Source organism: Paraburkholderia sprentiae WSM5005 (assembly GCF_001865575.2).
GTDB classification, from domain to species: Bacteria; Pseudomonadota; Gammaproteobacteria; order Burkholderiales; family Burkholderiaceae; genus Paraburkholderia; species Paraburkholderia sprentiae.
This window is the reverse complement of the sequence record NZ_CP017562.2, coordinates 2,361,406-2,387,411: the sequence shown is the minus strand read 5'-3', so window position 1 is coordinate 2,387,411 and position 26,006 is coordinate 2,361,406. Positions and strand designations below refer to the sequence as shown.

The window sequence follows — 26,006 nt, the reverse complement described above, 5'->3', positions numbered from 1 at the left end:
TTCACCGTCGACCGGTTCATCCCGCTGCTTGTATATGAGGTGGCAGTTGGCCGTGCAGCGCGCACGGCCAACGCGGCAAACGCTTATCGGTCGAGGAACGATTTCAGACGGTCCGCGCGGCTCGGATGCATGAGCTTGCGCATCGCCTTGCTCTCGATCTGACGGATCCGCTCACGCGTCACGTCGAATTGCTTGCCCACTTCTTCGAGCGTGTGATCCGACTTCGTGTTGATGCCATAGCGCATGCGCAGCACCTTCGCTTCGCGCGGCGACAGCGAGTCAAGCGCGTCGTCGATCGCGGCGCGCAGATCTGCCTGCATCGCGGCATCCGCGGGCGAAGAGACGCCAGCGTCTTCGATCATGTCGCCCAGCGTCGCATCGCCGTCGTCGCCGACCGGCGTTTCGAGCGACACCGGTTGCTTCGCGATCTTCAGAATGCCGCGCACCTTCTCTTCCGACAGCTCCATGCGTTCCGCGAGCACGGCCGGATGCGCTTCCTGGCCGGTCTGCTGCAGGATCTCGCGAGAAATGCGGTTCAGCTTGTTGATCGTTTCGATCATGTGCACCGGCACGCGGATCGTGCGCGCCTGATCCGCGAGCGAACGCGTAACGGCCTGACGAACCCACCACGTCGCATACGTCGAAAACTTCCAGCCTCGACGGTATTCGAACTTGTCCACGGCCTTCATCAGACCGATGTTGCCTTCCTGGATCAGGTCGAGGAATAGCATGCCGCGGTTCACGTACTTCTTCGCGATGGAGATCACGAGACGCAGGTTCGCCTCGATCATCTCGCTCTTGGCTTTGCGCATCTTCGATTCGGCCGCGACCATCTGGCGGTTGATCTCTTTCAGATGCTTGAGCGGCAGCGACACCGTCGCTTCGATGTCGATCAGCTTCTGCTGTTCGGACTGGATCGCCGGCAGATGCCGCTCGAGCGCGGCGCCATAGGTCGATGCGCCGGTGCGCGCGGCGCGCTCGGTCCAGCCGAGGTCGGCCTCGCTGCCCGCGAACGTTTCGATGAACTTCTCGCGCGGCATCCCAGCCTTCGAGACGACGATCTGCAAAATGTTGCGCTCGATCGCGCGCACCTGCGCAACCTGGTGCTGCACGTCGCCGCACAGACGGTCGATCGTGCGTGCGGTGAAACGGATCTTCGCGAGGTGCTGCTGGATGTCTTCGCGTGCGCGCAGATAGGCCTTGGAGGTGACGTCGCCGCGCGTATGCGCCGCGTTCATCTGGTCGGACAGAATGCCGACCTGGGCGAAGATTTCGAGGCAGTCGCTCGTGAGCTGCTTCAGGCGAGCTTCGTCCGCCGCCGAGGAATCGGCCGGGGCGGCGTCTTCATCGTCGTCTTCGTCGTTTTCTTCGTCGGCATCGCTGTCTTCGTCGGCGTCCGCATTGGCAGTTGCGACTTCTTCCGCGGGGGCCGTCTCTTCATTCAGACCGTCGACGAGTTCGTCGATGCGCAGCTCGCCGTCGGCGACCTGCTGCGCGCTCGCGAGGATCGCCGAGATGGCGAGCGGACACGCGGCAATCGCCTGCACCATTTCGTGCAGGCCGTCTTCAATGCGCTTTGCGATCGCGATTTCGCCTGCGCGCGTGAGCAGCTCGGTCGCGCCCATTTCGCGCATGTACATACGCACAGGGTCGGTGGTGCGACCGAACTCGGAGTCGACGGTCGACAGCGCGACTTCGGTTTCTTCGTCCGCCTGGTCGTCCGAGACCACGGACGGGGCGTTCGAGTTGAGTAGCAGCGTCTCCGCATCGGGCGCCTGCTCGTAAACCTGCACGCCCATGTCGCTGAACGCACTAACGATGCTGTCGATCGCGGCAGTTGCAGTGAAGTTGTCGGGCAGATGGTCGTTGATCTGCGCGTGGGTCAGGTAGCCTTGCTCTTTGCCCAGCTGGATCAGCGCGCGCATCAGGCGCTGGCGTTCTTCGGCTTGTTGCGGCGGCAGATCGGTTGCCACGGGGATCGCTTTGCCGGCGCCCTTGCCTTTGGCCGAGCGGCCGGACGGAACTTTGGCAGTGAAGGCGGCGGTTTCGTGTTGCGAATCTTCGCGATCAAAAGGGTTCACGTAATTTCCTCTAGAGGCTTCGCTATGAGACGCAAGACGCTACCGTCAGGCGTTTCGAGCAGGGCTCAGCATCACCTGATGTGACTCAACGCGGTTGTTGGGCTGTGCTCTGGGGAGCAAAAAAGATGAGCCCGCTCGAAGCGGGCCGATGGATATGCGAAATTTTGCGCGGCTCGCATTATATACGAGCTTGGGGGTTCGCGCTCATGGATGCACATCAAATCATCGTGGCCGTTGTCGCTTGCATGCGTGATGCTGAGGGGGTGCTTAGTCCGTGTGCATGCGTGCGACCCATCGTAGATAGAGGCGTGTCGCTCCTTGCGCAAGGGGAGCCGTGCTTTTTTTGTAAACTTAAAATCGTAGCCTCGCATGCTGTCCCCAAAAGAAATTCGCAGAAGGGGCTTGACGTGTTGTCGACCGCTCTCCATAATCTCGCCTCTCTGCTGCTGATGCAGCGACGCCAGACGAAGCGGTGCCGGGTAGCTGTCATGCCGGTACGGCGGGTTGGGCGGACCGATCTTTAAAAACTAACAGTCGATAAGTGTGGGCGCTTGATGCGCAATGCGGCAGCGGGTTCTGCGGAATCTGCTGTCAGGCAGAAGTATCAAGAAGCCTCACACAGTATCAGAGGAAGGTTGATCTGTCGGAAGACGGATTGATCATCGTCAGTACGTTGAGTGAGCGACCGGTTCAGAGATGGACCGAAAACAGTAACAGGTTTGAACTGAAGAGTTTGATCCTGGCTCAGATTGAACGCTGGCGGCATGCCTTACACATGCAAGTCGGACGGCAGCACGGGGGCAACCCTGGTGGCGAGTGGCGAACGGGTGAGTAATACATCGGAACGTGTCCTGGAGTGGGGGATAGCCCGGCGAAAGCCGGATTAATACCGCATACGCTCGGGAGAGGAAAGCGGGGGATCTTTCGGGACCTCGCGCTCAAGGGGCGGCCGATGGCAGATTAGGTAGTTGGTGGGGTAAAGGCCTACCAAGCCGACGATCTGTAGCTGGTCTGAGAGGACGACCAGCCACACTGGGACTGAGACACGGCCCAGACTCCTACGGGAGGCAGCAGTGGGGAATTTTGGACAATGGGGGCAACCCTGATCCAGCAATGCCGCGTGTGTGAAGAAGGCCTTCGGGTTGTAAAGCACTTTTGTCCGGAAAGAAAGCATCCCTGTTAATACCGGGGGTGGATGACGGTACCGGAAGAATAAGCACCGGCTAACTACGTGCCAGCAGCCGCGGTAATACGTAGGGTGCGAGCGTTAATCGGAATTACTGGGCGTAAAGCGTGCGCAGGCGGTGCTGTAAGACCGATGTGAAATCCCCGGGCTTAACCTGGGAACTGCATTGGTGACTGCAGCGCTGGAGTATGGCAGAGGGGGGTGGAATTCCACGTGTAGCAGTGAAATGCGTAGAGATGTGGAGGAACACCGATGGCGAAGGCAGCCCCCTGGGCCAATACTGACGCTCATGCACGAAAGCGTGGGGAGCAAACAGGATTAGATACCCTGGTAGTCCACGCCCTAAACGATGTCAACTGGTTGTCGGGCCTTCATTGGCTTGGTAACGAAGCTAACGCGTGAAGTTGACCGCCTGGGGAGTACGGTCGCAAGATTAAAACTCAAAGGAATTGACGGGGACCCGCACAAGCGGTGGATGATGTGGATTAATTCGATGCAACGCGAAAAACCTTACCTACCCTTGACATGTATGGAATCCTGGTGAGAGCCGGGAGTGCCCGAAAGGGAGCCATAACACAGGTGCTGCATGGCTGTCGTCAGCTCGTGTCGTGAGATGTTGGGTTAAGTCCCGCAACGAGCGCAACCCTTGTCCCTAGTTGCTACGCAAGAGCACTCCAGGGAGACTGCCGGTGACAAACCGGAGGAAGGTGGGGATGACGTCAAGTCCTCATGGCCCTTATGGGTAGGGCTTCACACGTCATACAATGGTCGGAACAGAGGGTTGCCAAGCCGCGAGGTGGAGCCAATCCCAGAAAACCGATCGTAGTCCGGATCGCACTCTGCAACTCGGGTGCGTGAAGCTGGAATCGCTAGTAATCGCGGATCAGCATGCCGCGGTGAATACGTTCCCGGGTCTTGTACACACCGCCCGTCACACCATGGGAGTGGGTTTTACCAGAAGTGGCTAGTCTAACCGCAAGGAGGACGGTCACCACGGTAGGATTCATGACTGGGGTGAAGTCGTAACAAGGTAGCCGTATCGGAAGGTGCGGCTGGATCACCTCCTTTCCAGAGTCGAGCATTGCTCGCGTCAAGTGCTCACGCTTATCGGCTGTGGTTAAGAAAGCAACGCAGACAGGCTCAGGGGTCTGTAGCTCAGCCGGTTAGAGCACCGTCTTGATAAGGCGGGGGTCGATGGTTCGAATCCATCCAGACCCACCATCCTTGTCTGTGGTGCGGGGCCGGGGAGTGTGCCCGGGTCTGTGTGGGGCCGGGGGGATTAGCTCAGCTGGGAGAGCACCTGCTTTGCAAGCAGGGGGTCGTCGGTTCGATCCCGTCATCCTCCACCAATCCTCAATGCCAAGGGTTCAGCACGAAGTGAGGCTGAGTACTTGGCATTGGCGATTGAGCCAGTCAGCGCGGTACGCGATGGAATGTGATACCGGCTGTCGTTCTTTAACAATCAGGAAGAAGTAGTAAGGAGATTCACGAAAGCGTGCCTGGAGATGGGTGCGTGAGTAGGTGAATCAGGGTTGTGATTGTATCGATGTATTTTAAAGGTGATCGAGAGATCGCCTTGGAATACGGCGCAACACGAATACTCAACCTGTAGCGAGTGCGTCTGTCCCCTGCGGGGATGGGAGCCACGTCAGCGCCAGGGCGCTAACGTGGGTCGACACAGAGACACACCCGTTATAGGGTCAAGCGAACAAGTGCATGTGGTGGATGCCTTGGCGATCACAGGCGATGAAGGACGCGGTAGCCTGCGAAAAGCGGGGGGGAGCTGGCAAACGAGCTTTGATCCCCCGATATCCGAATGGGGAAACCCGGCCCGTATGGGTCATCCTGAACTGAATCCATAGGTTCAGCGAAGCGAACGCGGTGAACTGAAACATCTAAGTAACCGCAGGAAAAGAAATCAACCGAGATTCCCAGAGTAGTGGCGAGCGAAATGGGACCAGCCTGTACTCTTTATTTGTAGTGCTAGCCGAACGCTCTGGAAAGTGCGGCCATAGCGGGTGATAGCCCCGTAGGCGAAAGCATTATGAAAGAACTGGGTGTACGAGAAGTAGGGCGGGACACGTGAAATCCTGTCTGAAGATGGGGGGACCATCCTCCAAGGCTAAATACTCGTGATCGACCGATAGTGAACCAGTACCGTGAGGGAAAGGCGAAAAGAACCCCGGGAGGGGAGTGAAACAGATCCTGAAACCGCATGCATACAAACAGTCGGAGCCTTTGAAAGAGGGTGACGGCGTACCTTTTGTATAATGGGTCAGCGACTTACATTCAGTGGCGAGCTTAACCGATTAGGGCAGGCGTAGCGAAAGCGAGTCCGAACAGGGCGTCCAGTCGCTGGGTGTAGACCCGAAACCAGGTGATCTATCCATGGCCAGGTTGAAGGCACGGTAACACGTGCTGGAGGACCGAACCCACTAACGTTGAAAAGTTAGGGGATGAGCTGTGGATAGGGGTGAAAGGCTAAACAAACCTGGAAATAGCTGGTTCTCTCCGAAAACTATTTAGGTAGTGCCTCGTGTATCACCTTCGGGGGTAGAGCACTGTCATGGTTGTGGGGTCCATTGCGGATTACTACGCCATAGCAAACTCCGAATACCGAAGAGTGCAATCACGGGAGACAGACATCGGGTGCTAACGTCCGGTGTCAAGAGGGAAACAACCCAGACCGCCAGCTAAGGTCCCCAAATATGGCTAAGTGGGAAACGAAGTGGGAAGGCTAAAACAGTCAGGAGGTTGGCTTAGAAGCAGCCATCCTTTAAAGAAAGCGTAATAGCTCACTGATCGAGTCGTCCTGCGCGGAAGATGTAACGGGGCTAAGCCATATACCGAAGCTGCGGATGCACATTTATGTGCATGGTAGGAGAGCGTTCCGTAAGCCTGCGAAGGTGCACTGGAAAGTGTGCTGGAGGTATCGGAAGTGCGAATGCTGACATGAGTAGCGATAAAGGGGGTGAAAGGCCCCCTCGCCGTAAGCCCAAGGTTTCCTACGCAACGTTCATCGGCGTAGGGTGAGTCGGCCCCTAAGGCGAGGCAGAAATGCGTAGCTGATGGGAAGCAGATTAATATTTCTGCACCATTGTGAAATGCGATGGGGGGACGGATCGCGGAAGGTTGTCCGGGTGTTGGAAGTCCCGGTCGCTGCATTGGAGAGGGTGCTTTGGCAAATCCGGGCACAGGACTCAAGGGTGTGGCGCGAGCTTCTTCGGAAGCGAAGCAACTGGAAGGGGTTCCAGGAAAAGCCTCTAAGCTTCAGTTTCACAGTGACCGTACCGCAAACCGACACAGGTGGGCGAGATGAGTATTCTAAGGCGCTTGAGAGAACTCGGGAGAAGGAACTCGGCAAATTGGTACCGTAACTTCGGGATAAGGTACGCCCTGCTAGCCTGACTGGCCTGCGCCAGAAGGGTGAAGGGGTTGCAATAAACTGGTGGCTGCGACTGTTTAATAAAAACACAGCACTCTGCAAACACGAAAGTGGACGTATAGGGTGTGACGCCTGCCCGGTGCCGGAAGATTAAATGATGGGGTGCAAGCTCCTGATTGAAGTCCCGGTAAACGGCGGCCGTAACTATAACGGTCCTAAGGTAGCGAAATTCCTTGTCGGGTAAGTTCCGACCTGCACGAATGGCGTAACGATGGCCACACTGTCTCCTCCCGAGACTCAGCGAAGTTGAAGTGTTTGTGATGATGCAATCTCCCCGCGGCTAGACGGAAAGACCCCATGAACCTTTACTGTAGCTTTGCATTGGACTTTGAACCGGTCTGTGTAGGATAGGTGGGAGGCTGTGAAGCGTGGACGCCAGTCTGCGTGGAGCCGACCTTGAAATACCACCCTGATCTGTTTGAGGTTCTAACCCTGGTCCGTGATCCGGATCGGGGACAGTGCATGGTAGGCAGTTTGACTGGGGCGGTCTCCTCCCAAAGTGTAACGGAGGAGTACGAAGGTACGCTAGGTACGGTCGGAAATCGTGCTGATAGTGCAATGGCATAAGCGTGCTTGACTGTGAGACTGACAAGTCGAACAGGTGCGAAAGCAGGTCATAGTGATCCGGTGGTTCTGTATGGAAGGGCCATCGCTCAACGGATAAAAGGTACTCTGGGGATAACAGGCTGATACCGCCCAAGAGTTCATATCGACGGCGGTGTTTGGCACCTCGATGTCGGCTCATCTCATCCTGGGGCTGTAGCCGGTCCCAAGGGTATGGCTGTTCGCCATTTAAAGAGGTACGTGAGCTGGGTTTAAAACGTCGTGAGACAGTTTGGTCCCTATCTGCCGTGGGCGCTGGATATTTGAAGGGGGCTGCTCCTAGTACGAGAGGACCGGAGTGGACGAACCTCTGGTGTACCGGTTGTCACGCCAGTGGCATCGCCGGGTAGCTATGTTCGGAAGAGATAACCGCTGAAAGCATCTAAGCGGGAAACTCGCCTTAAGATGAGATATCCCCGGGGCTTCGAGCCCCTTGAAGGGTCGTTCAAGACCAGGACGTTGATAGGTCAGGTGTGCACGTACAGTAATGTACTGAGCTAACTGATACTAATTGCCCGTAAGGCTTGATCCTATAACCGGTGTGTGTCGGCAGCCGTTAGCGCTTCAGCGCTTATGGATGCCCCACCCTGCGCAACGCGCAGGGTCTTATGCAGACCCCACACGGTTGAGACCGGTGTTGTGCCAGAAACACCACAACCCCCCCACACGAATCCCTTACGCTTCTTCCCGATTGGCTGTGGCGCGCCCGGCTGGCTCCAGCCCCGCGACGCAGCAACCCGTCATGCCTGATGACCATAGCGAGTCGGTCCCACCCCTTCCCATCCCGAACAGGACCGTGAAACGACTCCACGCCGATGATAGTGCGGATTGCCCGTGTGAAAGTAGGTAATCGTCAGGCTCCCCAGCACCTCAGAAACCCCACCCGCCGCGGTGGGGTTTTTGCGTTTACGCGGCCGTCACCGGCATGAACGTCGGTGGCATTCCGCAGCGCATCCGCGTAACCCGTCAGTTCCAGATAGGCGCGCCCAATATCGATGTCCTTCTGGTCAGGCGGTCAGCACTTCCTACCAAAAAGGCTAAGCCCGCTTACGCGCCGGCACCCGATCGGCTCCCCCCGCGATAAAGCGGTCGAGTCTTTCACTGGCCTCCGTGATCGCCCAAAGCGGAGCGCGATGCAGTTGCCGATCGTAGCTCGTTGCGATCGATGCAAAGAGCTCGAACCCCGCTTCGTCCAAGTTCCATTCATTGCGTTCGCGACCTGCGTCGAACACCATCGCCGAGGCACGTTCCGCGGCGTGGAGTTCTTCCTGGCTCATCGAGCCGAAGCCGGCGTCGGCTAGGTAGTGGGTCAGCAGCATGATCTGCGTGAGAGTCTGGGCGTCGCTCTTTGTGCCGACGCCGCGGCGCAGTGCGTCGAGCGACAGATGAACTCGCAACGCGAGATCGTCGGCGATCTGTCGCGCGATGGGCAACAGCATGACCTTGGCATGCCGCGCGCGGGCAGCGCCTGTATTGCGAAAAGGAATCGGTTGTGCCATGGAGATCCGAGGGGTTTGCCTGAGCACATGCAATAACGGCGCGCTTCGCAAAAGGTTGAGCCTTCATTGCGGTTACTGGCTTCCTTTGACACAAACGTTTGCTGCCCAGCATTTGCACACAGATTGCCGGCACGTCGCGGCGTGCGTATTCGAAAGGATTCGCACCATACGTCGCCCGCGATAAGCGGTTTCGTTTCGACGAATCCAGTGGCTTTGCCCCCTATGCTTACTCGCCGGACGGCGTCGCCGCATTGCGACCTCGCACCCCCAGCCATCTGTCTCGGCCAAGACCTCTCTATCATGGCAATTGAAAGAACGCCGCCAGGCAGCCGAACCGGGCAAGTCCCCCCGGCAAGCGCCATCCAGCTGCCTTCGACCCGAGGAAGCATCGATGCAAGTTCATTCACCCAACATTGTCTCGACGCCATCGAGAAGATCTTCGCGCGGCGGAGGGCGCCGCGCGAAGATTTGCCGAGCGTAATGAAATTCGACGGTAAATGCGGCGTGCTGGTAGAGCGGGAGTCGCTGCGCATGCTGGTCGAGGCCAACGATGCAGATCATCCCGCCGCTCGAGCATGCGCTAGCGCAATGCGATCGCGACGGCGTGTCGGTGCGCGACGCGCTAGCGGCGATCGGCTATGCCGGCGAGCATCGCAAGCCGTACGCTGTAGGCGCATATTTCGAAACGCATATCGAACAGGACCTGTCTCCATGCGCACAGCAAGGTCATCGGCATCGTGCGCGGGGCGCTCGGGCAGCGCTGCTACGACGCGACCGTGCACGGCATGGAAGTTCACGGGGGGCTGACGCCGATGGCGCTATGCCGCGACGCGCTGCTCATGGCTGCAGGTGCGATCCATGCGTTCAATCGCATCGCGCTCGATAACGCGCCGCATCGCCGCGGCACCGTCGGCTGGGCCGACGTGCATCCAAATTCGCGCGATCTCATTCTGGACCGGGTGAAATTCCGCGTCGACGTACGCGCAGTCGATGACGCATCGCTCACTGCAATGGACCACGCATTGCATGCACCATGCAACGTGCGCGCAAGCGGCCGGCAAGTGGGTCAACACCCCAGTCAATACCGCGGCCAACAGTTGCATCAGCGGCGCACGCCACGACGCGGCCTATCTCGCGTGCGTCGCGCCCTGCGCGATCATCTTCGTTTCGTGACCGACTCCAGATCCGTGATCAGCGGTCCGACTTAGACCGGGCAGCGCGCCCACATTGGCGCGCGGCAGTGCTCGACACCGGCACGGTGAAACTCGTCGTGACCGAGCGCAAGCGCGAGCCATGGGATCTCGGCGTGTTCGAGAGCGTCCGCATCGATCCGCGTCCCGCCGTTTCTTCTGCTCAATCACGCATAATTGCCAGCCGGTTTTCTTGCCGATCGCGGCAGCGTTTGTCGAATACGATAGCCGCGACGTCACGCATTCTGACTACGGTCTCGTTAGCTTCGAGCACCCGCACCCCGAATGAGCCACGACGAACCGATCAACACGCATGCGTTTGGATAACCCGTGGCAAGGCCTTGTGCAGTCCGCGATGAGTCTCTATAATTCGCGCCTCTAAAGGCTCGTAGCTCAGTTGGTTAGAGCACCACCTTGACATGGTGGGGGTCGTTGGTTCGAATCCAATCGAGCCTACCAACGCATCTGTGACGTAGACCAAAGCGGTTCCGCTTTCGTCTACGGTCCAGTCAAATTCATCCAGTCGTTCCCGCAGTTTCGCCGTTCGGCATCACGTCCCTTCGTTTTCGTTGTCTGCCTGGCAGATGAGCTTGCGCACGTTCGTACGCGCTTTTCGCCATCGCGTCGTCGCTCGACAATGCGCGGTACAGTTAGGCCTTCCGCTTTCGCCACCGACCCGACTGCCGTTCACATCGCATCCTTCGCCCCTGCGCTGCCGGCAGCATCCAACGGAGCTGACGCAATGAAGAAGCTCATCAACGATGTATCCACCGTGGTCCCCGATATGCTCGACGGGCTCGTCGCGCTCAATCCCCAACTCTCGCTGTTGCAGGGCGGCACGATCGTTTTGCGCGCCGATGCGCAGGCCGTGGCCGCGCGCGGCGAGGTCGCGCTGATCTCGGGCGGCGGCTCAGGCCACGAGCCCGCGCACGGCGGCTACGTGGGGCACGGCATGCTGAGCGCGGCGGTGGCAGGAGAGGTCTTCACTTCACCCTCCACCGACGCCGTGCTCGACGCGATACGCGCGGTGACCGGACCCGCGGGCGCGTTGCTGATCGTCAAGAACTACACGGGTGACCGCTTCAATTTCGGCCTCGCGGCCGAAATCGCGCGCGCCGAGGGCATCCCCGTCGACATGCTGATCGTCGCCGACGACGTCGCGCTGAGCGCGAGCGGCGATCACGCTGGCCGTCGCGGACTCGCGGGCACGGTGCTGGTTCACAAGATCGCGGGCGCGGCGGCCGCACGCGGTTTGCCGTTGGCCGAGGTCGCGCGGATCGCTCGGGAAGCGGCCGCATCGCTCGGCACGATGGGCGTCGCGCTGACGCCATGCACGGTGCCGGCCGCGGGCAAGCCGGGCTTCGAGCTGGGCGATGGCGAAATCGAATGGGGCCTCGGCATTCATGGCGAACCTGGCGTGGCACGCGGCGCACTCGAGCCTGCCGACGCGATCGTCGGCAAGCTGCTGGCCAGGATTGTCGACGATCTCGCGTTGCAGGCGGGCGAGCGCGTCGCGCTGCTCGTCAACAATCTGGGTGGCACGCCATCGAGCGAGCTGAACGTGGTGGCCGGCGCCGCGCTGCGCGAGCTCGACGGGCGCGGCATCGAAGTCGCGCGCGCGTGGGCCGGCACGTTCCTGAGCGCGCTCGAAATGGCCGGCGTCTCGCTGACGCTGCTGCGTGTCGATGACGAACGGCTGAGCCTGCTCGACGCCGACTCACGGACGAGCGCATGGCCTGCGCTGGACGGGCGCGTCGCGCAGGTTGCAGTGCGCGCCGCACCGCCCGCGCCGCGCAGCGCAAGCGGCGCGACGCTCGCACCTGATGCGACGCTGCGTCGCGCGATCGAAGCGGTCTGCGAGTGCCTGCTGGCAGCCGAGCCGACATTGACCGAAATGGACCAGCGTGTCGGCGATGGCGACCTCGGCATTAGCCTCGCACGCGGCGCGCGCGCGGTGCAGCTCGAACTCGATTCATACGCGTCAGCAGCCAGGCCGGACGCCGTGTTGCGCGGCCTGTCGGCGACGCTGCGTCGCGTGATGGGCGGCACCTCGGGTCCGCTATACGCGGTGATGCTGCTGCGCGCGGCGGCCGTGCTCGAACAGTCGGGCGGGACCACGGCATCGCAATGGGCGGCTGCGTTCAACGCCGGGGTCGATGGATTGATGGAGCTGGGGGGTGCGAGGCCAGGCGATCGCACGATGGTCGATGCGCTGAAACCCGCCGCCGACGCGCTGTGCGACAAGCTGGCTGAGGCCGCCTCGACGGATGCCGTGTTGCAAGCCGTCGTCGATGCCGCAAGCGATGGCGCGTCGCGCACCGCATCGATGCATCCGCGGCGGGGGCGTTCGAGCTATGTGGGCGATCGTGCGCTCGGCCATGTCGATCCAGGCGCGCACGCGGTGGCGTTGTGGCTCGCGGCAATCCGCGACGCGCTGGCCGGTTAGGCGACGGCGAACGCTACCGCGAACGTAATCACGGCCGCAGCAGATCGAACCCCGCGAGCGCCACGACGCCGGCTAGCGCGATCAGCGCGACCGAGTGCTGTCCAACGTACAGCAGCGCGGCGGCGGACCAACAGGCTACCGCGAACGCGGCAATTCGTTTCATGCTTGCTTCTTCTACAACTTGGACTAAAAAACCGCTTCAAAAGCCCAGCGCAACGGCCAGCAAACCACTGACCACACCACACACCATCACTGCACAGGCCACCACCGTCAGCACGCGCCGCGGAAACGACCGCGCCAGCATCGCGAGCGATGGCACGCTGACGAGCGGCAGCGTCATCAGCAGCGCGCCGGCGGGACCGGCGGCCATACCGAACGACAGCATCGCCTGAATGATCGGCACTTCGCCCGCGGTCGGAATCACGAACAGCGTGCCGGCGATCGACAGCGCGATGATCCACAGCAGGCTGTTGTCGATGTCCGGGCCGATGTGCGGAAACAGCCACGCCCGCGCCGCGCCGAGAATCAGCACGAGCACGATGTATTCCGGCACGAGCCGCAGCGTCATGCGCCCGAGAATCGTGATCCAGCGCGAGAACGCGGTGCCCGGATCGTCAGCGCTGACCAGTTGCGCGACGGCTTCCCGCGACGCTTGCGCTTCCCGCGGCGTGACCATGCGGTTCACCAGGTAGCCGAGCCCGAACACCATCACGATGCCGAACGCGAGCCGCAGGCCCATCCACTGCCAGCCGAGCACGAAGCCCATGAAGATCAGCGTCGCGGGATTCAGCGCGGTATTACCGAGCCAGAAAGCAATCGCCGCGCCCGGCGCCGCTTCGCGCGCGCGCAGGCCCGCGACGACCGGCGCCGCGCAGCAGGTGCACATCATCCCCGGCAACGACATCAGGCCGCCTTTGACGACGCTGTTGAAGTCGGCACGGCCGAGAGCGCGCGCGACCCACTGCGGCGGAATCAGCGCCTGCACCGCGGAGCCGAGCAGCAGGCCGAGCACCATCGCCTGCCAGATCGCCTTGCCGTACGCCAGCGCATAGTCGATGGCGGCCTGCCACGAGGCTGCCGGTGCGCTCGCGGACGTGCCCATCAGGATCGACTTGCCGATCGAGTGCTGGCTCGCGGCGACGAACGCGCGGTTGTAGTACGGAAACCACTTCACATAGAAGAGACCGACGACGCCGATCAGCAGGAACACGATCCAGCCAAGCGTGACGCGGGGTTGTCGAAGGGTTGATTGCATGATGGTTGTTGAATGTCGTTGTGGGTCAACCGACGACTAGCGTGCGGGTATCGAGCTGCGCGAGCAGCGTTTTCGCCTGCTCGACGATGTCGGCGTCGTTCGGGCGGAAATCGAGTTGCAGTGCGTTCGGCAGCTGCTCGAAATGCTGGCCGCTGCTGCGCGCGTAGGCGGGATCGTAATGCCGTTCGATCAGTTCGCACGCGAGCTCGGCGCGCCGGTTTTCGTCGACGAGCCGCAGCCAGCCCGTGACCCGCTCGCGGCTGTGCAGACCGATCAGCCGTTCCAGCTGTCCCTTGAAGTAGTCGGGATGCTCGAACAGATGCGCGTAATCCTGCAACAGAAACGCCGCGCGCTCCGCGCGGCTCGAGCGCACCTCGACGCACGCGCCGCGATGAAAGGTTTCGAGCAGCGCGAGCGGCAGCGTGACGGAGCCGATGCGCCGGCTTTCCGCCTCGACGAACACCGGCCGGTTCACGTCGAACTCGCGCAGCGCGGTGACGAGCAGCGTGTCGAAACGCTTTTGCGACGGCTGCGGCACACCCGCAAACGCGCCGAGCAACGAGCCGCGATGCGAGGCGAGCGCCTCGAGGTCGAGCGTTTGCGCGCCGGCCTCATGCAGCGCCGACAGCAGCCGGGTCTTGCCGCTGCCGGTCGGGCCGACGAGTGCGACATAGCTGAAGCGGCGCGGCAGGGTTTCGAGCCTCTCCAGCGTCGCACGACGATAGCTCTTGTAGCCGCCGTCGAGTTGCCGCGCCGACCAGCCGATCATATTGAATAGCGTCGTGACCGAGCCTGAGCGCTTGCCGCCGCGCCAGCAGTAGATGAGCGGGCGCCAGTTGCGCGGCCGGTCGGCGAAGGTGGTTTCCAGATGATGCGCGATGTTGCGCGCGACGAACGCCGCGCCGAGCCGTGTGCCCTCGAACGGCGACACCTGCTTGTAGGTCGTGCCGACCAGCACGCGTTCCTCGTTGCTCAGCACCGGCGCGTTGGTCGCGCCCGGAATATGGTCTTCCGCGAACTCGAGCGGCGTGCGAACGTCGACGATTTCATCGAAATCGCCGGCTTTGTCGAGGCTGACTAGAAGACTTTTCAAGGGAGTAGGGAGAAAACGGACCGCGGGAAGAGCGAAATTATCGCATGGGCGGCTCGTTTGGGCGGTTGCGCGTCCTTTTCCGCGTCCTTTTCCGTGGCGTGGCAGAACCGCTCTTCTCAGATCACCTGGACCCGCGCGTCCCCGCTCACCATCTCGCCGATTACCCGCGCGTCGGCGAAACCATCGGCGTGGAACACGGCGAGCACCTCGTCGACCGCCTCCGGCGCGCACGACACCAGCAGTCCGCCGGACGTTTGCGGATCGGTCAACAACGCGCGCAGGGCCGGCGGCAACGTTGCGGGCAGTACGACGTCGTGGCCGTAGGCATCCCAGTTCCGGCCCGACGCGCCGGTGAAGATGCCGGCCTCGGCGAGGCTCGCGACGTTCGGCAACCACGGCAGGTCCGCATAGCGCACGCGCGCGGTCAGCTTCGAGCCGCGCGCGAGTTCCAGCGTGTGGCCGAGCAGGCCGAAGCCGGTGATGTCGGTCAGCGCATGCACGCCGTCGAGCCGCGCGAGATCGGCGCCGGGCCGGTTCAGCTTGGTGGTTGCGCCGATCATCGCCGCGTAGCCGGCTTCGTCGAGCCGGTTTTTCTTCAGTGCCGCGGACAGAATCCCGACGCCGAGGGGCTTGCCGAGAATCAGCACGTCGCCGGCCTGGCCGCCCGCGTTGCGCTTGATGCGCTTCGGATCGACGATGCCCAGCGCGACGAGGCCGTAAATCGGCTCGACGGAGTCGATCGAATGGCCGCCCGCGACCGGGATGCCCGCTTCCGCGCAGACCGATTCGCCGCCCTTCAGCACGGCCGCGATCACGTCGTGCGGCAGTACGTTGATCGGCATGCCGACGATCGCGAGCGCCATGATCGGCTTGCCGCCCATCGCGTAGACGTCGGAGATCGCGTTGGTCGCGGCGATGCGGCCAAAGTCGAACGGATCGTCGACGATCGGCATAAAGAAGTCGGTGGTTGCGACGATCGCCTGATCTTCGTTGAGCTTGTAGACGGCGGCGTCGTCGGCGGTGTCGTTGCCGACCAGCAAGTCGGGGAAGAAAGGCAGCGGCGCGCTGCGCTTGAGCAGATCGGCGAGCAGGCCGGGCGCGATCTTGCAGCCGCAGCCGCCGCCGTGCGACAGACTCGTGAGGCGGGGCGACTGGCTTGCTTGGGCTTGGGTCATGGGGACAGAAGTTCGGATTCGTCGAATGACCGCATTATGAGGGTTGTTTTCGCCGTGTGCAGCGCCGGCGCGGCGCAAACCGGAAATGCAAATGGCAGGCGAGTACATTCAAAACGCATTCTCACGCGATAGCAATTTTCTTGGCGCCTGGGAAAATCATCCGTATTGACCATTGCCAAACGAATGATCGCGCGATGCCAAAGCCCTATTTATTGCTGCCTGCGCCGGTTCCGTACAAGCCATTGTTAAATCCTCCGGCGCCCTTGGTGTTTTGCCCCTCGCCGGCGGTTTTGCCGCGTGCGTTGCCTTGCCCGCTGTCTTTCGATTGAGGTCGATGCGATTCGTGAACCGCCGATGCGGCCGGTTCGGGCTTCGAACCCATCCCGGACGAACGGCTTTCCATTTGCGAAGAACCGCTCGGCTGGGGAATCTGCGCGAAGCCGGACGGGCTGGTGGCCAACAGCGTGACGCCGGTGAGCGCAAGCGCGGCCGCGCCGCCGGCCGCGCGCCGCAGCGCCGCATGGTGGAACAGGTGCAGGGTGCGCCGACGAGCGCAGGCTGCGGGGCGGGAGAGAGGGGGGTAGTTCATGGGAGCGCAATAATCCGTCGATAAGGTTGATCGATTGCTCGCAGGAGCAGCATGAATGGTGCCCGGCGGTGGGAATAAGTCGTGCGGCCGAGTCGCCGCAATTCACTTAAGTGACGCGCGCATGTCGTATTTAGCCGATTGCGAATGCACCACGATCTCTCTGCACATCCCGAAACCGCACCTATAATCAATTGGTCTCCAAAAGAGCCGAGGGCATGCAATGACGCAAATGACCCGGCGACAATTCCTGAAGGTCTCTGCGACGACGCTTGCCGGATCGAGCCTGGCTCTGATGGGCTTTTCACCGACACCCGCTCTAGCCGAAGTCCGTCAGTACAAATTGTCGCGTACAACCGAAACCCGCAATACCTGCCCGTACTGCTCGGTGGGCTGCGGCATCCTGATGTACGGCCTTGGCGACAACGCCAAGAATGCGAAGACGAGCATCATCCACATCGAGGGCGACCCCGACCATCCGGTCAATCGCGGCACGCTGTGTCCGAAGGGCGCGAGCCTGATCGACTTCATCCATAGCCCGAGCCGTCTGCGCTATCCCGAGTACCGCGCGGCCGGGGCGAACGAGTGGAAGCGCATCTCGTGGGAAGACGCGCTCGACCGCATCGCGAAGCTGATGAAGGAAGACCGCGACGCGAACTTCGTCGAGACGACCGAAGACGGCAAGAAGGTGAACCGCTGGCTGACTACCAGCATGCTCGCGGCGTCGGCCGGCAGCAACGAGGTGGGTTATCTGACGCACAAGACTATCCGTAGTCTTGGCATGCTCGGATTCGACAATCAGGCGCGTGTCTGACATGGCCCGACGGTGGCAGGTCTTGCCCCGACGTTTGGCCGTGGAGCGATGACGAACCATTGGGTCGACATCAGAAACGCGGACGTGATTCTCGTGATGGGCGGCAATGCGGCCGAGGCACACCCATGCGGTTTCAAATGGGTCACCGAAGCCAAGGCGCATCGCAGGGCGCGCCTGATCGTGGTCGATCCGCGCTTTACGCGCACGGCGTCGGTCGCGGACTACTACGCGCCGATCCGCACCGGCACGGACATTGCCTTCCTCGGCGGGGTGATGAACTACCTGCTGACGAACGACAAGATCCAGCACGAGTACGTGAAGAACTACACGGACATGCCGTTCATCGTCCGTGACGATTTCGCGTTCAACGACGGCCTGTATTCCGGCTATGACGCCGACAAGCGCAGCTACGACAAGACCTCGTGGGACTACGAGCGCGGCGACGACGGCTTCGCGAAGGTCGACCCCACGCTGCAGGACCCGCGCTGCGTCTACCAGCTGATGAAGCAGCACTACTCGCGCTACACGCCCGAGCAGGTCGAGAAAATCTGCGGCACGCCGAAGGACAAATTCCTGCACGTGTGCGAGATGCTCGCGTCGACGGCGGTACCGGGACGCGCGGCCACGATCCTGTACGCGCTGGGCTGGACGCATCACTCGATCGGCTCGCAGAACGTGCGCAGCGGCGCGATGGTGCAGCTGCTGCTCGGCAACATCGGGATCGCGGGCGGCGGCGTCAATGCGCTGCGCGGCCACTCGAACATCCAGGGCTTGACCGACCTCGGCCTGATGTCGAACCTGTTGCCGGGCTACATGACGCTGCCGATGGAAGCGGAGCAGGACTACGACGCGTACATCACGAAGCGCGCCACGCAGCCGCTGCGGCCGAACCAGTTGAGCTACTGGCGCAACTATCGCGCTTTCCACGTCAGCTTGATGAAGTCGTGGTGGGGCGACAAGGCGGCGGCCGACAACAACTTCGGTTTCGACTATCTGCCCAAGCTCGACAAGTCGTACGATCTGCTGCAGCAATTCGAGCTGATGAGTCAAGGCAAGATGAACGGCTACATCGCGCAGGGCTTCAACCCGCTCGCGGCGGCGCCGTGGAAGGGGAAGAACGGCGCGGCTCTGGCCAAGCTGAAGTGGCTCGTGATCATGGATCCGCTTGCGACCGAAACGTCGGAGTTCTGGAAAAACCACGGCCCGTTGAACGACGTCGACAGTTCATCGATCCAGACCGAGGTGTTCCGTCTGCCGACCACCTGCTTCGCCGAGGAACGCGGCTCGCTCGTCAGTTCGAGCCGGGTGCTGCAATGGCACTGGCAGGGCGGCGACGGCCCCGGCGAAGCGAGGAGCGACCTCGAGATCATGTCGGGGCTGTGGCTGCGGATCCGCGACGCTTATCGCAAGGACGGCGGCAAGTATCCCGATCCGATCGTGAACATGAGCTGGCCGTATGCGAACCCGGAAAGCCCGACGCCCGAAGAACTCGCGATGGAGTTCAACGGCAAGGCTCTCGCGGACGTCACCGACGCGACCGACAAGACCAAGGTGCTCGCGAAGAGGGGTGAGCAGCTCGCGAGTTTCGCGCAGCTTCGCGACGACGGCTCGACCGCGAGCGGCTGCTGGATCTTCTGCGGCGCGTGGACCCAGGCGGGCAACCAGATGGGCCGCCGCGACAACTCGGACCCGACCGGCATCGGCAACACGCTGCATTGGGCATGGGCATGGCCCGCGAACCGGCGGGTTCTGTACAACCGCGCGTCGTGCGATACCAGCGGCAAGCCGTTCGATCCGACGCGTAAGCTGATCGCGTGGAACGGCAGCACGTGGTCGGGCGCCGACATTCCGGACTTCAAGGTCGACGAGCCGCCCGAAAACGGCATGAATCCGTTCATCATGAATCCGGAAGGCGTCGCGCGCTTCTTCGCGCGCGACAGTATGGTGGAAGGGCCGTTCCCCGAGCACTACGAGCCGTTCGAAACGCCGCTCGGCTACAACCCGCTGCATCCGGACAACAAGCTGGTCGTCAGCAATCCGGCGGCGCGCGTGTTCCCCGGCGACAAGGCCGCGTTCGGCACGCACGAGAACTTCCCGCATACGGCGACCACCTATCGTCTGACCGAGCATTTCCACTACTGGACCAAGCACGTCAAGCTGAACTCGATCATCCAGCCCGAGCAATTCGTCGAGATCGGCGAAGACCTCGCGAAGCAGATCGGCGTGGTGGCGGGCGACCGGGTCAAGGTGAGCTCGAACCGTGGGCACGTGGTTGCCGTCGCGGTCGTGACGAAGCGGATCAAACCGCTGACGATCGAAGGCAAGAAGGTGCAGACCGTGGGGCTGCCGCTGCATTGGGGCTTCATGGGGCTCGCGAGGCCGGGCTATCTCGTCAATACGCTGACGCCCGCCGTGGGCGACGGGAATTCACAGACACCGGAGTTCAAGTCGTTCCTCGTCAAGGTCGAAAAGGCATAAGGAAAAGAGATGGCACTGCAATCACTGGACATCAGACGCGTTTCGGCCACCACCACGCAGCCGCCGGTGATTCGCGAGCCGGCCACGGGCACCGTCGCGAAGCTCATCGACGTGTCGAAGTGCATCGGCTGCAAGGCGTGTCAGACGGCCTGCATGGAGTGGAACGATCTGCGCGACGAGATCGGCGTGAACGTGGGCGTCTACGACAACCCGCCCGATCTCACCGAGCATTCATGGACCGTCATGCGGTTTGCCGAGTACGAGAATTCGGCCGGCGATCTCGAATGGCTGATCCGCAAGGACGGCTGCATGCACTGCGACGATCCGGGCTGTCTGAAGGCCTGTCCGTCGCCGGGCGCGATCGTGCAGTACACGAACGGCATCGTGGATTTCCATCAGGAGAACTGCATCGGCTGCGGCTTCTGCATTGCCGGCTGCCCGTTCGACATACCGCGTATGTCGAGGCAGGATCGCCGCGTATACAAATGCACGCTGTGTTCGGATCGGGTGGCGGTCGGCCAGGAGCCGGCGTGCGTGAAGACCTGCCCGACGGGCGCGATCATGTTCGGCACCAAGGAGGACATGAAGCAGCAGGCCGAGGACCGCATCGTCGATCTGAAGGAACGCGGTTTTCAGAACGCTGGCCTGTACAACCCGGAGAAGGTCGGCGGCACGCATGTGATGTACGTGTTGCATCACGCCGACCGGCCGTCGCTGTATCACGGCCTGCCGGACGATCCGCGCATCAGTCCGCTAGTGTCGTTGTGGAAGGGCATAGCCAAGCCGATCGGGCTCGCCATCATGGGAATCGCCGCACTCGCGGGCTTCTTCCACTACACACGGGTCGGTCCGAACGAGGTGTCCGAGGCCGACGAAGCCGCGGCCGTCAAGGAAGCCGAGGAAGCACGCCGTTCGCGGGAGGATACGCAATGAACCGCTCTGAGCACACCGAGTTCACGGACGTGAAGGGCAACCGCCTGCTCGTGCGCTACACGCCGAACGAGCGCACGAATCACTGGATCACCGCGATCTGTTTCATACTGCTCGCGCTGTCCGGTCTCGCGATGTTTCATCCGTCGATGGCGTTTCTGTACGTGGTGCTCGGCGGCGGGCAGTGGACGCGGATTCTGCACCCGTTCATCGGCTGCGTGATGTTCATCTCGTTCCTGATTCTTGCACTGCGCTTCTGGCATCACAATTATCTGGACCGGGCGGACATCCAGTGGATGAAGCAGATCGGCGACGTGCTGAACAATCGCGAGGAACGTCTTCCCGCAATCGGCAAGTACAACGCCGGGCAGAAGCTGCTGTTCTTCGTGATGGTGATCTGTATGCTGCTGCTGTTGCTAAGCGGCATCGTAATCTGGCGGCGCTACTTCTCGTTCTATTTCCCGATGGACCTGATCCGGCTTGCGGCGCTCGTGCATGCGGCGACGGCGTTTTTGCTGATCGTCGGCATCATCGTGCATATCTATGCGGCGCTGTGGATCAAGGGCTCCGTTGGCGCGATGACCCGCGGCACCGTCACGTATGGCTGGGCGCGCAAGCATCATCCGAACTGGTTTCGGGAAATCATCGGCAAGTAAAGTAAGCTCGAGCGGCGCTACCCAGGCGCGTGTTCGAATGCGCCGCACGCAGCGCTCCGCACCGGGCCGCCGCGCCTCGTCGATGACGGGCGGCGGCTCTTCGGTTTTCAGAGGTCGATATCTTGGCTCAACGCATTCTCGAAGCCGCCGACATCGAGTCGCTCGATCCCTCGGCAATACCCCGCATCCGCACGCCGGAGCGGCTTGCGGTGTTCGCGCCGCGCGCCGCGCGCCTGCGTCAGCTCGCCGCGCGCAGCAATCCCATCGCCGGCTACCTGCGGCTGATGGCGGCGCTCGCCGATGCGCAGCAGGCCATGCTCGCGCACTTCAAGGCGCAGCCGCCGAGCCCCGAGCTGATCGCAAGCGCGCAACAGTACTCGATGCCGCTGATTCCGGCGCTTTCCGGCGCGCGCGATCCGGCGTGGCGCGACCTGCTGCTGCAACTGCTCGACAAGGTCGAAGCGGCGGGCCCGTTGACGCCGCCGCTGGTGGCGCTGTTCGCGCGGCTGCGCTCGCTCGACGCTGCCGCACTCGACGCGCAGGCCGACGCGATCTTCGCGCAACGCTTCGGCGACGTCGATCCGGCGAGCGCGCCGTTCGTCATGGCTGCGCTGCAGGTCGTGTGGACCGATCTCGCCGCCGATATCAATCGGCGCGACGTGCCGTATCTCGACACGCCGGGCCTGTGCCCGGTGTGCGGCTCGCATCCGGTGGCGAGCACGGTGCGCATCGGCGGCGCGTACGACAACTATCGCTATCTGCAATGCGGGCTGTGCGCGACCGAGTGGCATATGGTCCGCACCAAATGCTCGAACTGCGATTCGACCAAAGGGATCGCGTATCACGTGGTCGGCTCGCCTGACGCCGACGCGGCCACGCGTGAAGCCGAATCGAAAAACGCCGCGCTGAAGGCGGAGTCGTGCGACGAATGCCATACTTACCGCAAGATCGGCATCCAGGCGAAGGACTTCGAGTTCGAGCCGTTCGCGGACGACCTCGCAAGTCTCACGCTCGACCTGCTGATGGGCGCGGAAGGTTACCGGCGCGCGTCGCCGCATCCATGGTTGTGGCCGGAGCGGACGGCCGGCGGAACGCAAGCGGAGGACGAAGAGTCCGCATGACGGCGACCTGACCGGACGCAAGTTCGAAACGACACAAGGATTGCTCGTGAGCGATGTGAGCAGCTCGGAACTGCGCGCGCTGATGGCGCGCGTGCCGTCGGTGGACAAGGTGATGGCGTCGGTGGAATTCGCGCCGCTCATCGGCGAATACGGCCGCACGCAGGTGCTGCATGCGCTGCGCAGCGCGCTCGACGCGTGGCGCATCAGCGCGCAATCGGGCGATGCGGCGGCCAATCCGGCGGTGAGCGCGCTCGATGCCGCGCAACTGCACGCGACGGTCGCCGCGGCGCTGCTCGCGCGCAACGCGTCGCGGCTGCGCAGCGTATTCAACCTGACCGGCACGGTGTTACACACGAATCTCGGCCGCGCGCTGCTGCCCGACGAGTCGGTGCGCGCCGTGATGACCGCGCTCACGCAACCCGCTAACCTCGAGTTCGATCTCGCCACGGGCACGCGCGGCGACCGCGATGACCTGATCGACGATCTGATTTGCGAGCTGACTGGCGCCGAAGCGGCGACCATCGTCAACAACAATGCCGCCGCGGTGCTGCTCACGCTGTCCGCGCTCGCGGCAAAGAAAGAAGTGGTGGTGTCGCGCGGCGAGCTCGTCGAAATCGGCGGCGCGTTTCGTATTCCCGACATCATGAGCCGAGCGGGCGCGAAGCTGCGCGAAGTCGGCACGACGAACCGCACCCATCTGAAGGATTACGAACAGGCGATCAACGCGCGCACCGCGTTGCTGATGAAGGTCCATGCGAGCAACTATGCGATCAGCGGCTTCACGAAGGAAGTCGGCATCGAAGCGATCGCGACGCTCGCGCATGCACGCGGGCTCGCGGTTGCCGTCGATCTGGGCAGCGGCACGCTCGTCGATCTCGGCGAATGGGGCTTGCCGCGCGAGCCGACCGTGCGCGAGACCGTTGCGGCCGGCGCTGATCTGGTCACGTTCAGCGGCGACAAGCTGCTCGGCGGTCCGCAGGCCGGCTTGATCGTCGGGCGGCGCGAGCTGATCGCGAAGATCAAGAAGCATCCACTCAAGCGCGCGCTGCGCGTCGGCAAGCTGACGCTCGCGGCGTTGGAGCCCGTGCTGCGGTTGTATCGCGCGCCGGAGATGTTGACGGAGCGGCTGACCACGCTACGGCTGCTCACGCGGCCCGCGGAAGACATTCACGGCGCCGCGCAGCGCGTGTTACCGGCGCTGCAGCAGGCGATCGACGCGCGCTACACGGTGGCCGCCGAGCCGATGTTCAGCCAGATCGGCAGCGGCGCATTGCCCGTCGACGTGCTGCCGAGCTATGGCCTCGTCGTCCGGATGGCCGACGGCAAGCGCGGCGGCCGTCATCTGCTCGCGCTCGAAAAGCAGTTGCGCGAGATGGCGCGACCGTTGATCGGCCGGATCGCGGACGACGCGTTGCGGCTCGATCTGCGCTGCCTCGAAGCCGCCGACGAAACGCAATTGATCGCTCAGTTAGTCGCGCAACCGAAAAGGAACTGAAGGACAGGCACGCATGATCGTCGGTACAGCGGGGCATATCGACCACGGCAAGACGACCCTCGTGAAGGCACTCACCGGCGTCGATACGGACCGGCTCAAGGAAGAGAAGGCGCGCGGCATTTCGATCGAGCTCGGCTACGCGTACGTGCCGCTCGACAACGGCGACGTGCTCGGTCTGATCGACGTGCCGGGCCACGAAAAGCTCGTGCACACGATGACCGCGGGCGCGAGCGGCATCGACTTCGCGCTGCTCGTGATCGCCGCCGACGACGGCGTGATGCCGCAAACGCGTGAGCATCTGGCGATCGTCGAACTGCTCGGCATCCGGCGCGGCGCAATCGCGTTGACGAAAGTGGATCGCGTCGACGACGAGCGCCTGCGCGAAGTGCGCCACGAAGTGAGCGCGTTCGTCGGTGAAAGCGTGTTGCGCGACGCGCCGGTGTTCGATACCTGCGCGACGCGCGCGGACGACCCGGGCGTGTCGGCGTTGAACGCGCACTTGCGCGAGCAGGCCGCGGCATGGCGCATGAAGCGCGACGATGGCCTGTTCCGCCTCGCCGTCGATCGCGTATTCACGCTCGCGGGGCAGGGCACGATCGTCACCGGGACCGTGGTGGCAGGCAGCGTGAGCGTCGGCGACACCATGCTGCTCGCGCCGAAACATCAGTCGGTGCGCGTGCGCAGCATTCATGAGCAGAATCGCCCCGCCGCAACCGGCCGCGCCGGCCAACGCTGCGCGCTGAATCTGGCGGGCATCGACAAAAGTGCGATCGAGCGCGGCGACTGGATCGTCGACCCGCGCTTGTCGCAAGCGAGCGAGCGCATCGACGTCATGTTGACGCTGCTCACCGACGCGCCGCAAGCGCTCGAACATTGGGCGCCATTGCACGTGCATCTCGGCACGCAGCATCAGGTTGCGCATGTCGCGCTGCTCGAAGGCGACACGCTCGCGCCCGCTCAGCGCGCGCGCGTGCAGCTCGTGTTCGAGCGGCCGCTGTGCGCGGTGCCGGGCGATCGCTTCGTCGTGCGTAACGCGCAGGCCAATCGCACGGTGGGCGGCGGGCACGTGCTCGATCCGTTCGCTCCGGCGCGCAAGCGGCGCTCGCCGGAGCGCTTCGCCTGGCTCGACGCGATACAGACGCTGCTCGACACCGGTTCACTCGATGCGCTGTTTGCGCGCGCGCCGCACGGTTTGTCGCGGACGTTGCTGGAACGCTTGACGGGGATGCCGGCGGCCGCGCTCGCGTTGCCGGCCGAGACACGCACGATCGAACTGCCAGGCCACGACGCGCTGCTGGTCGCGGACGCGGCATGGCGCGCGCTCGCCGAGCGGCTGACGAGCGCGCTTGCGCAATACCATGAGCGCTCGCCGGATGAGCTCGGCCCGGACGCATCGCGCTTGCGGCGCATCGCGGCGCCACTGGTCGACGACGCGCTGTGGCGTGCGCTGGTCGACGATGCGGCGGCGCGCGGCGAGCTCGTCAAACGCGGACCGTGGTTGCATTTGCCCGGCCACGCGGTGACGCTCGACGCCGCCGATCAGGCGCTTGCCGCGACGTTGCTGCCCGAGATCGAGGCGGGGCGGTTCGATCCGCCTTGGGTGCGCGACCTCGCGAACGCGCACGCTGTTTCCGAGGAGCGTGTGCGTCAGTTGCTGCGCAAGCTCGCGCGTCGGGGAGAGCTGTTCCAGGTCGTGCATGATCTGTTCTATCACCAGCAGGCGATTCGCGAGCTCGCGTCGATCGCGGCGACCGAGGCGCACAAGAACGCCGGCACCGTGGCGGCCGCGCCGTTTCGCGACGCGACCGGACTCGGCCGCAAACGCGCGATCCAGCTTTTGGAGTTCTTCGACCGGGTTGGCTATACTCGCTTTCACCGTGGCTTGCACCTCGTGCGCACGGATAGTCGCTGGCTCGATCTGCCTTGATCTCGCTGGCGGTCTGTCTGCATCGG

The 26,006-nt window shown here is 62.8% G+C and carries 14 protein-coding genes, 3 tRNA genes, 3 rRNA genes and 2 pseudogenes; 15 read left to right on the top strand and 7 right to left on the bottom strand.

Going from position 1 to position 26,006, the window contains the following annotated elements; genetic code table 11:
• Positions 1-83: 83 nt before the first annotated feature.
• Positions 84-2,081 (bottom strand): RNA polymerase sigma factor RpoD, encoded by a 1,998-nt coding sequence (gene rpoD / locus BJG93_RS27605; RefSeq protein WP_027195242.1) that lies wholly within the window; start codon positions 2,079-2,081, stop codon positions 84-86.
• 721 nt (positions 2,082-2,802) lie between these two features.
• Here rpoD and BJG93_RS27600 point away from each other — a divergent pair.
• The 5 genes from BJG93_RS27600 to rrf all read left to right on the top strand — a co-directional run bounded on the left by BJG93_RS27600 (position 2,803) and on the right by rrf (position 8,174).
• Positions 2,803-4,335: ribosomal RNA gene (locus BJG93_RS27600) — 16S ribosomal RNA — on the top strand.
• A 76-nt stretch (positions 4,336-4,411) separates the two neighbouring features.
• A tRNA-Ile gene (locus tag BJG93_RS27595) sits at positions 4,412-4,488 on the top strand.
• Positions 4,489-4,540: 52 nt separating this feature from the next.
• Positions 4,541-4,616 (top strand) — tRNA-Ala (locus tag BJG93_RS27590).
• Positions 4,617-4,965: 349 nt separating this feature from the next.
• A 23S ribosomal RNA gene (locus BJG93_RS27585) occupies positions 4,966-7,847 on the top strand.
• A 213-nt stretch (positions 7,848-8,060) separates the two neighbouring features.
• Positions 8,061-8,174 (top strand): 5S ribosomal RNA (gene rrf / locus BJG93_RS27580).
• Together the 16S, 23S and 5S rRNA genes with 2 tRNA genes alongside form the textbook arrangement of a ribosomal RNA operon.
• A 178-nt stretch (positions 8,175-8,352) precedes the next feature.
• Here the strand turns inward: rrf and BJG93_RS27575 are convergent.
• Entirely contained in the window at positions 8,353-8,814 is a 462-nt protein-coding gene (locus BJG93_RS27575; RefSeq protein WP_027195241.1) for a hypothetical protein, read from the bottom strand.
• A 417-nt stretch (positions 8,815-9,231) separates the two neighbouring features.
• Between BJG93_RS27575 and BJG93_RS27570 the strand changes: the two are divergent.
• The 4 genes and pseudogenes from BJG93_RS27570 to dhaK form a co-directional block, all read left to right on the top strand.
• Positions 9,232-9,981: pseudogene (locus BJG93_RS27570) on the top strand (Zn-dependent hydrolase); the annotation flags it as partial.
• Positions 9,975-10,293 (top strand): annotated as a pseudogene (locus BJG93_RS27565) (MlrC C-terminal domain-containing protein); the annotation flags it as partial. The pseudogenes BJG93_RS27570 and BJG93_RS27565, both read left to right, overlap by 7 nt.
• A 93-nt stretch (positions 10,294-10,386) precedes the next feature.
• Positions 10,387-10,463, top strand: a tRNA-Val gene (locus BJG93_RS27560).
• A 283-nt stretch (positions 10,464-10,746) separates the two neighbouring features.
• Entirely contained in the window at positions 10,747-12,450 is a 1,704-nt protein-coding gene (dhaK, locus tag BJG93_RS27555; protein WP_027195239.1) for a dihydroxyacetone kinase subunit DhaK, read from the top strand.
• A 28-nt stretch (positions 12,451-12,478) separates the two neighbouring features.
• Here the strand turns inward: dhaK and BJG93_RS36140 are convergent, their stop codons facing one another.
• The 5 genes from BJG93_RS36140 to BJG93_RS27535 form a co-directional block, all read right to left on the bottom strand.
• Positions 12,479-12,613: a hypothetical protein gene (locus BJG93_RS36140; protein ID WP_027195238.1), complete on the bottom strand. Its 135-nt coding sequence runs from the start codon at positions 12,611-12,613 to the stop codon at positions 12,479-12,481.
• A 36-nt stretch (positions 12,614-12,649) separates the two neighbouring features.
• Positions 12,650-13,705 (bottom strand): permease, encoded by a 1,056-nt coding sequence (locus BJG93_RS27550; protein ID WP_027195237.1) that lies wholly within the window; start codon positions 13,703-13,705, stop codon positions 12,650-12,652.
• Positions 13,706-13,730: 25 nt separating this feature from the next.
• A complete protein-coding gene (mnmH, locus tag BJG93_RS27545; protein WP_027195236.1) occupies positions 13,731-14,798 on the bottom strand; it encodes a tRNA 2-selenouridine(34) synthase MnmH in 1,068 nt (355 codons plus the stop codon).
• Between the two features lie 116 nt (positions 14,799-14,914).
• Positions 14,915-15,973: a selenide, water dikinase SelD gene (gene selD, locus BJG93_RS27540; RefSeq protein WP_027195235.1), complete on the bottom strand. Its 1,059-nt coding sequence runs from the start codon at positions 15,971-15,973 to the stop codon at positions 14,915-14,917.
• Between the two features lie 205 nt (positions 15,974-16,178).
• Positions 16,179-16,562, bottom strand: coding sequence for a beta-xylosidase (locus tag BJG93_RS27535; protein ID WP_231337541.1), 384 nt, complete (start codon positions 16,560-16,562; stop codon positions 16,179-16,181).
• A gap of 220 nt (positions 16,563-16,782) precedes the next feature.
• Here BJG93_RS27535 and fdnG point away from each other — a divergent pair, with 220 nt between their 5' ends.
• The 6 genes from fdnG (at position 16,783) to selB (ending at position 25,980) form a co-directional block, all read left to right on the top strand.
• Positions 16,783-19,851, top strand: a complete 3,069-nt coding sequence (fdnG, locus tag BJG93_RS27530) for a formate dehydrogenase-N subunit alpha (RefSeq protein WP_082194521.1) — start codon at positions 16,783-16,785, stop codon at positions 19,849-19,851.
• Between the two features lie 9 nt (positions 19,852-19,860).
• Positions 19,861-20,784, top strand: coding sequence for a formate dehydrogenase subunit beta (gene fdxH, locus BJG93_RS27525; RefSeq protein ID WP_027195231.1), 924 nt, complete (start codon positions 19,861-19,863; stop codon positions 20,782-20,784).
• Positions 20,781-21,437 carry a formate dehydrogenase subunit gamma gene (locus BJG93_RS27520; RefSeq protein ID WP_027195230.1) on the top strand — a complete coding sequence of 219 codons (657 nt, stop codon included), beginning with the start codon at positions 20,781-20,783 and terminating at the stop codon, positions 21,435-21,437. Before fdxH ends, BJG93_RS27520 begins: the two co-directional genes overlap by 4 nt.
• A 122-nt stretch (positions 21,438-21,559) precedes the next feature.
• On the top strand, positions 21,560-22,558 hold the full coding sequence (gene fdhE / locus BJG93_RS27515) for a formate dehydrogenase accessory protein FdhE (protein WP_027195229.1): 999 nt from the start codon (positions 21,560-21,562) through the stop codon (positions 22,556-22,558).
• 46 nt (positions 22,559-22,604) lie between these two features.
• On the top strand, positions 22,605-24,053 hold the full coding sequence (gene selA, locus BJG93_RS27510) for an L-seryl-tRNA(Sec) selenium transferase (protein WP_027195228.1): 1,449 nt from the start codon (positions 22,605-22,607) through the stop codon (positions 24,051-24,053).
• Between the two features lie 13 nt (positions 24,054-24,066).
• Positions 24,067-25,980 (top strand): selenocysteine-specific translation elongation factor, encoded by a 1,914-nt coding sequence (gene selB / locus BJG93_RS27505; RefSeq protein WP_027195227.1) that lies wholly within the window; start codon positions 24,067-24,069, stop codon positions 25,978-25,980.
• Positions 25,981-26,006: the final 26 nt, after the last annotated feature.

Bases quoted from the DNA above. Each gene is read 5' to 3' on its own strand.
- BJG93_RS27575 (WP_027195241.1), bottom strand. From the start codon at position 8,814: ATGGCACAACCGATTCCTTTTCGCAATACAGGCGCTGCCCGCGCGCGG.
- dhaK (WP_027195239.1), top strand. From the start codon at position 10,747: ATGAAGAAGCTCATCAACGATGTATCCACCGTGGTCCCCGATATGCTC.
- BJG93_RS36140 (WP_027195238.1), bottom strand. From the start codon at position 12,613: ATGAAACGAATTGCCGCGTTCGCGGTAGCCTGTTGGTCCGCCGCCGCG.
- BJG93_RS27550 (WP_027195237.1), bottom strand. From the start codon at position 13,705: ATGCAATCAACCCTTCGACAACCCCGCGTCACGCTTGGCTGGATCGTG.
- selD (WP_027195235.1), bottom strand. From the start codon at position 15,973: ATGACCCAAGCCCAAGCAAGCCAGTCGCCCCGCCTCACGAGTCTGTCG.
- BJG93_RS27535 (WP_231337541.1), bottom strand. From the start codon at position 16,562: ATGAACTACCCCCCTCTCTCCCGCCCCGCAGCCTGCGCTCGTCGGCGC.
- fdxH (WP_027195231.1), top strand. From the start codon at position 19,861: ATGGCACTGCAATCACTGGACATCAGACGCGTTTCGGCCACCACCACG.
- BJG93_RS27520 (WP_027195230.1), top strand. From the start codon at position 20,781: ATGAACCGCTCTGAGCACACCGAGTTCACGGACGTGAAGGGCAACCGC.
- selB (WP_027195227.1), top strand. From the start codon at position 24,067: ATGATCGTCGGTACAGCGGGGCATATCGACCACGGCAAGACGACCCTC.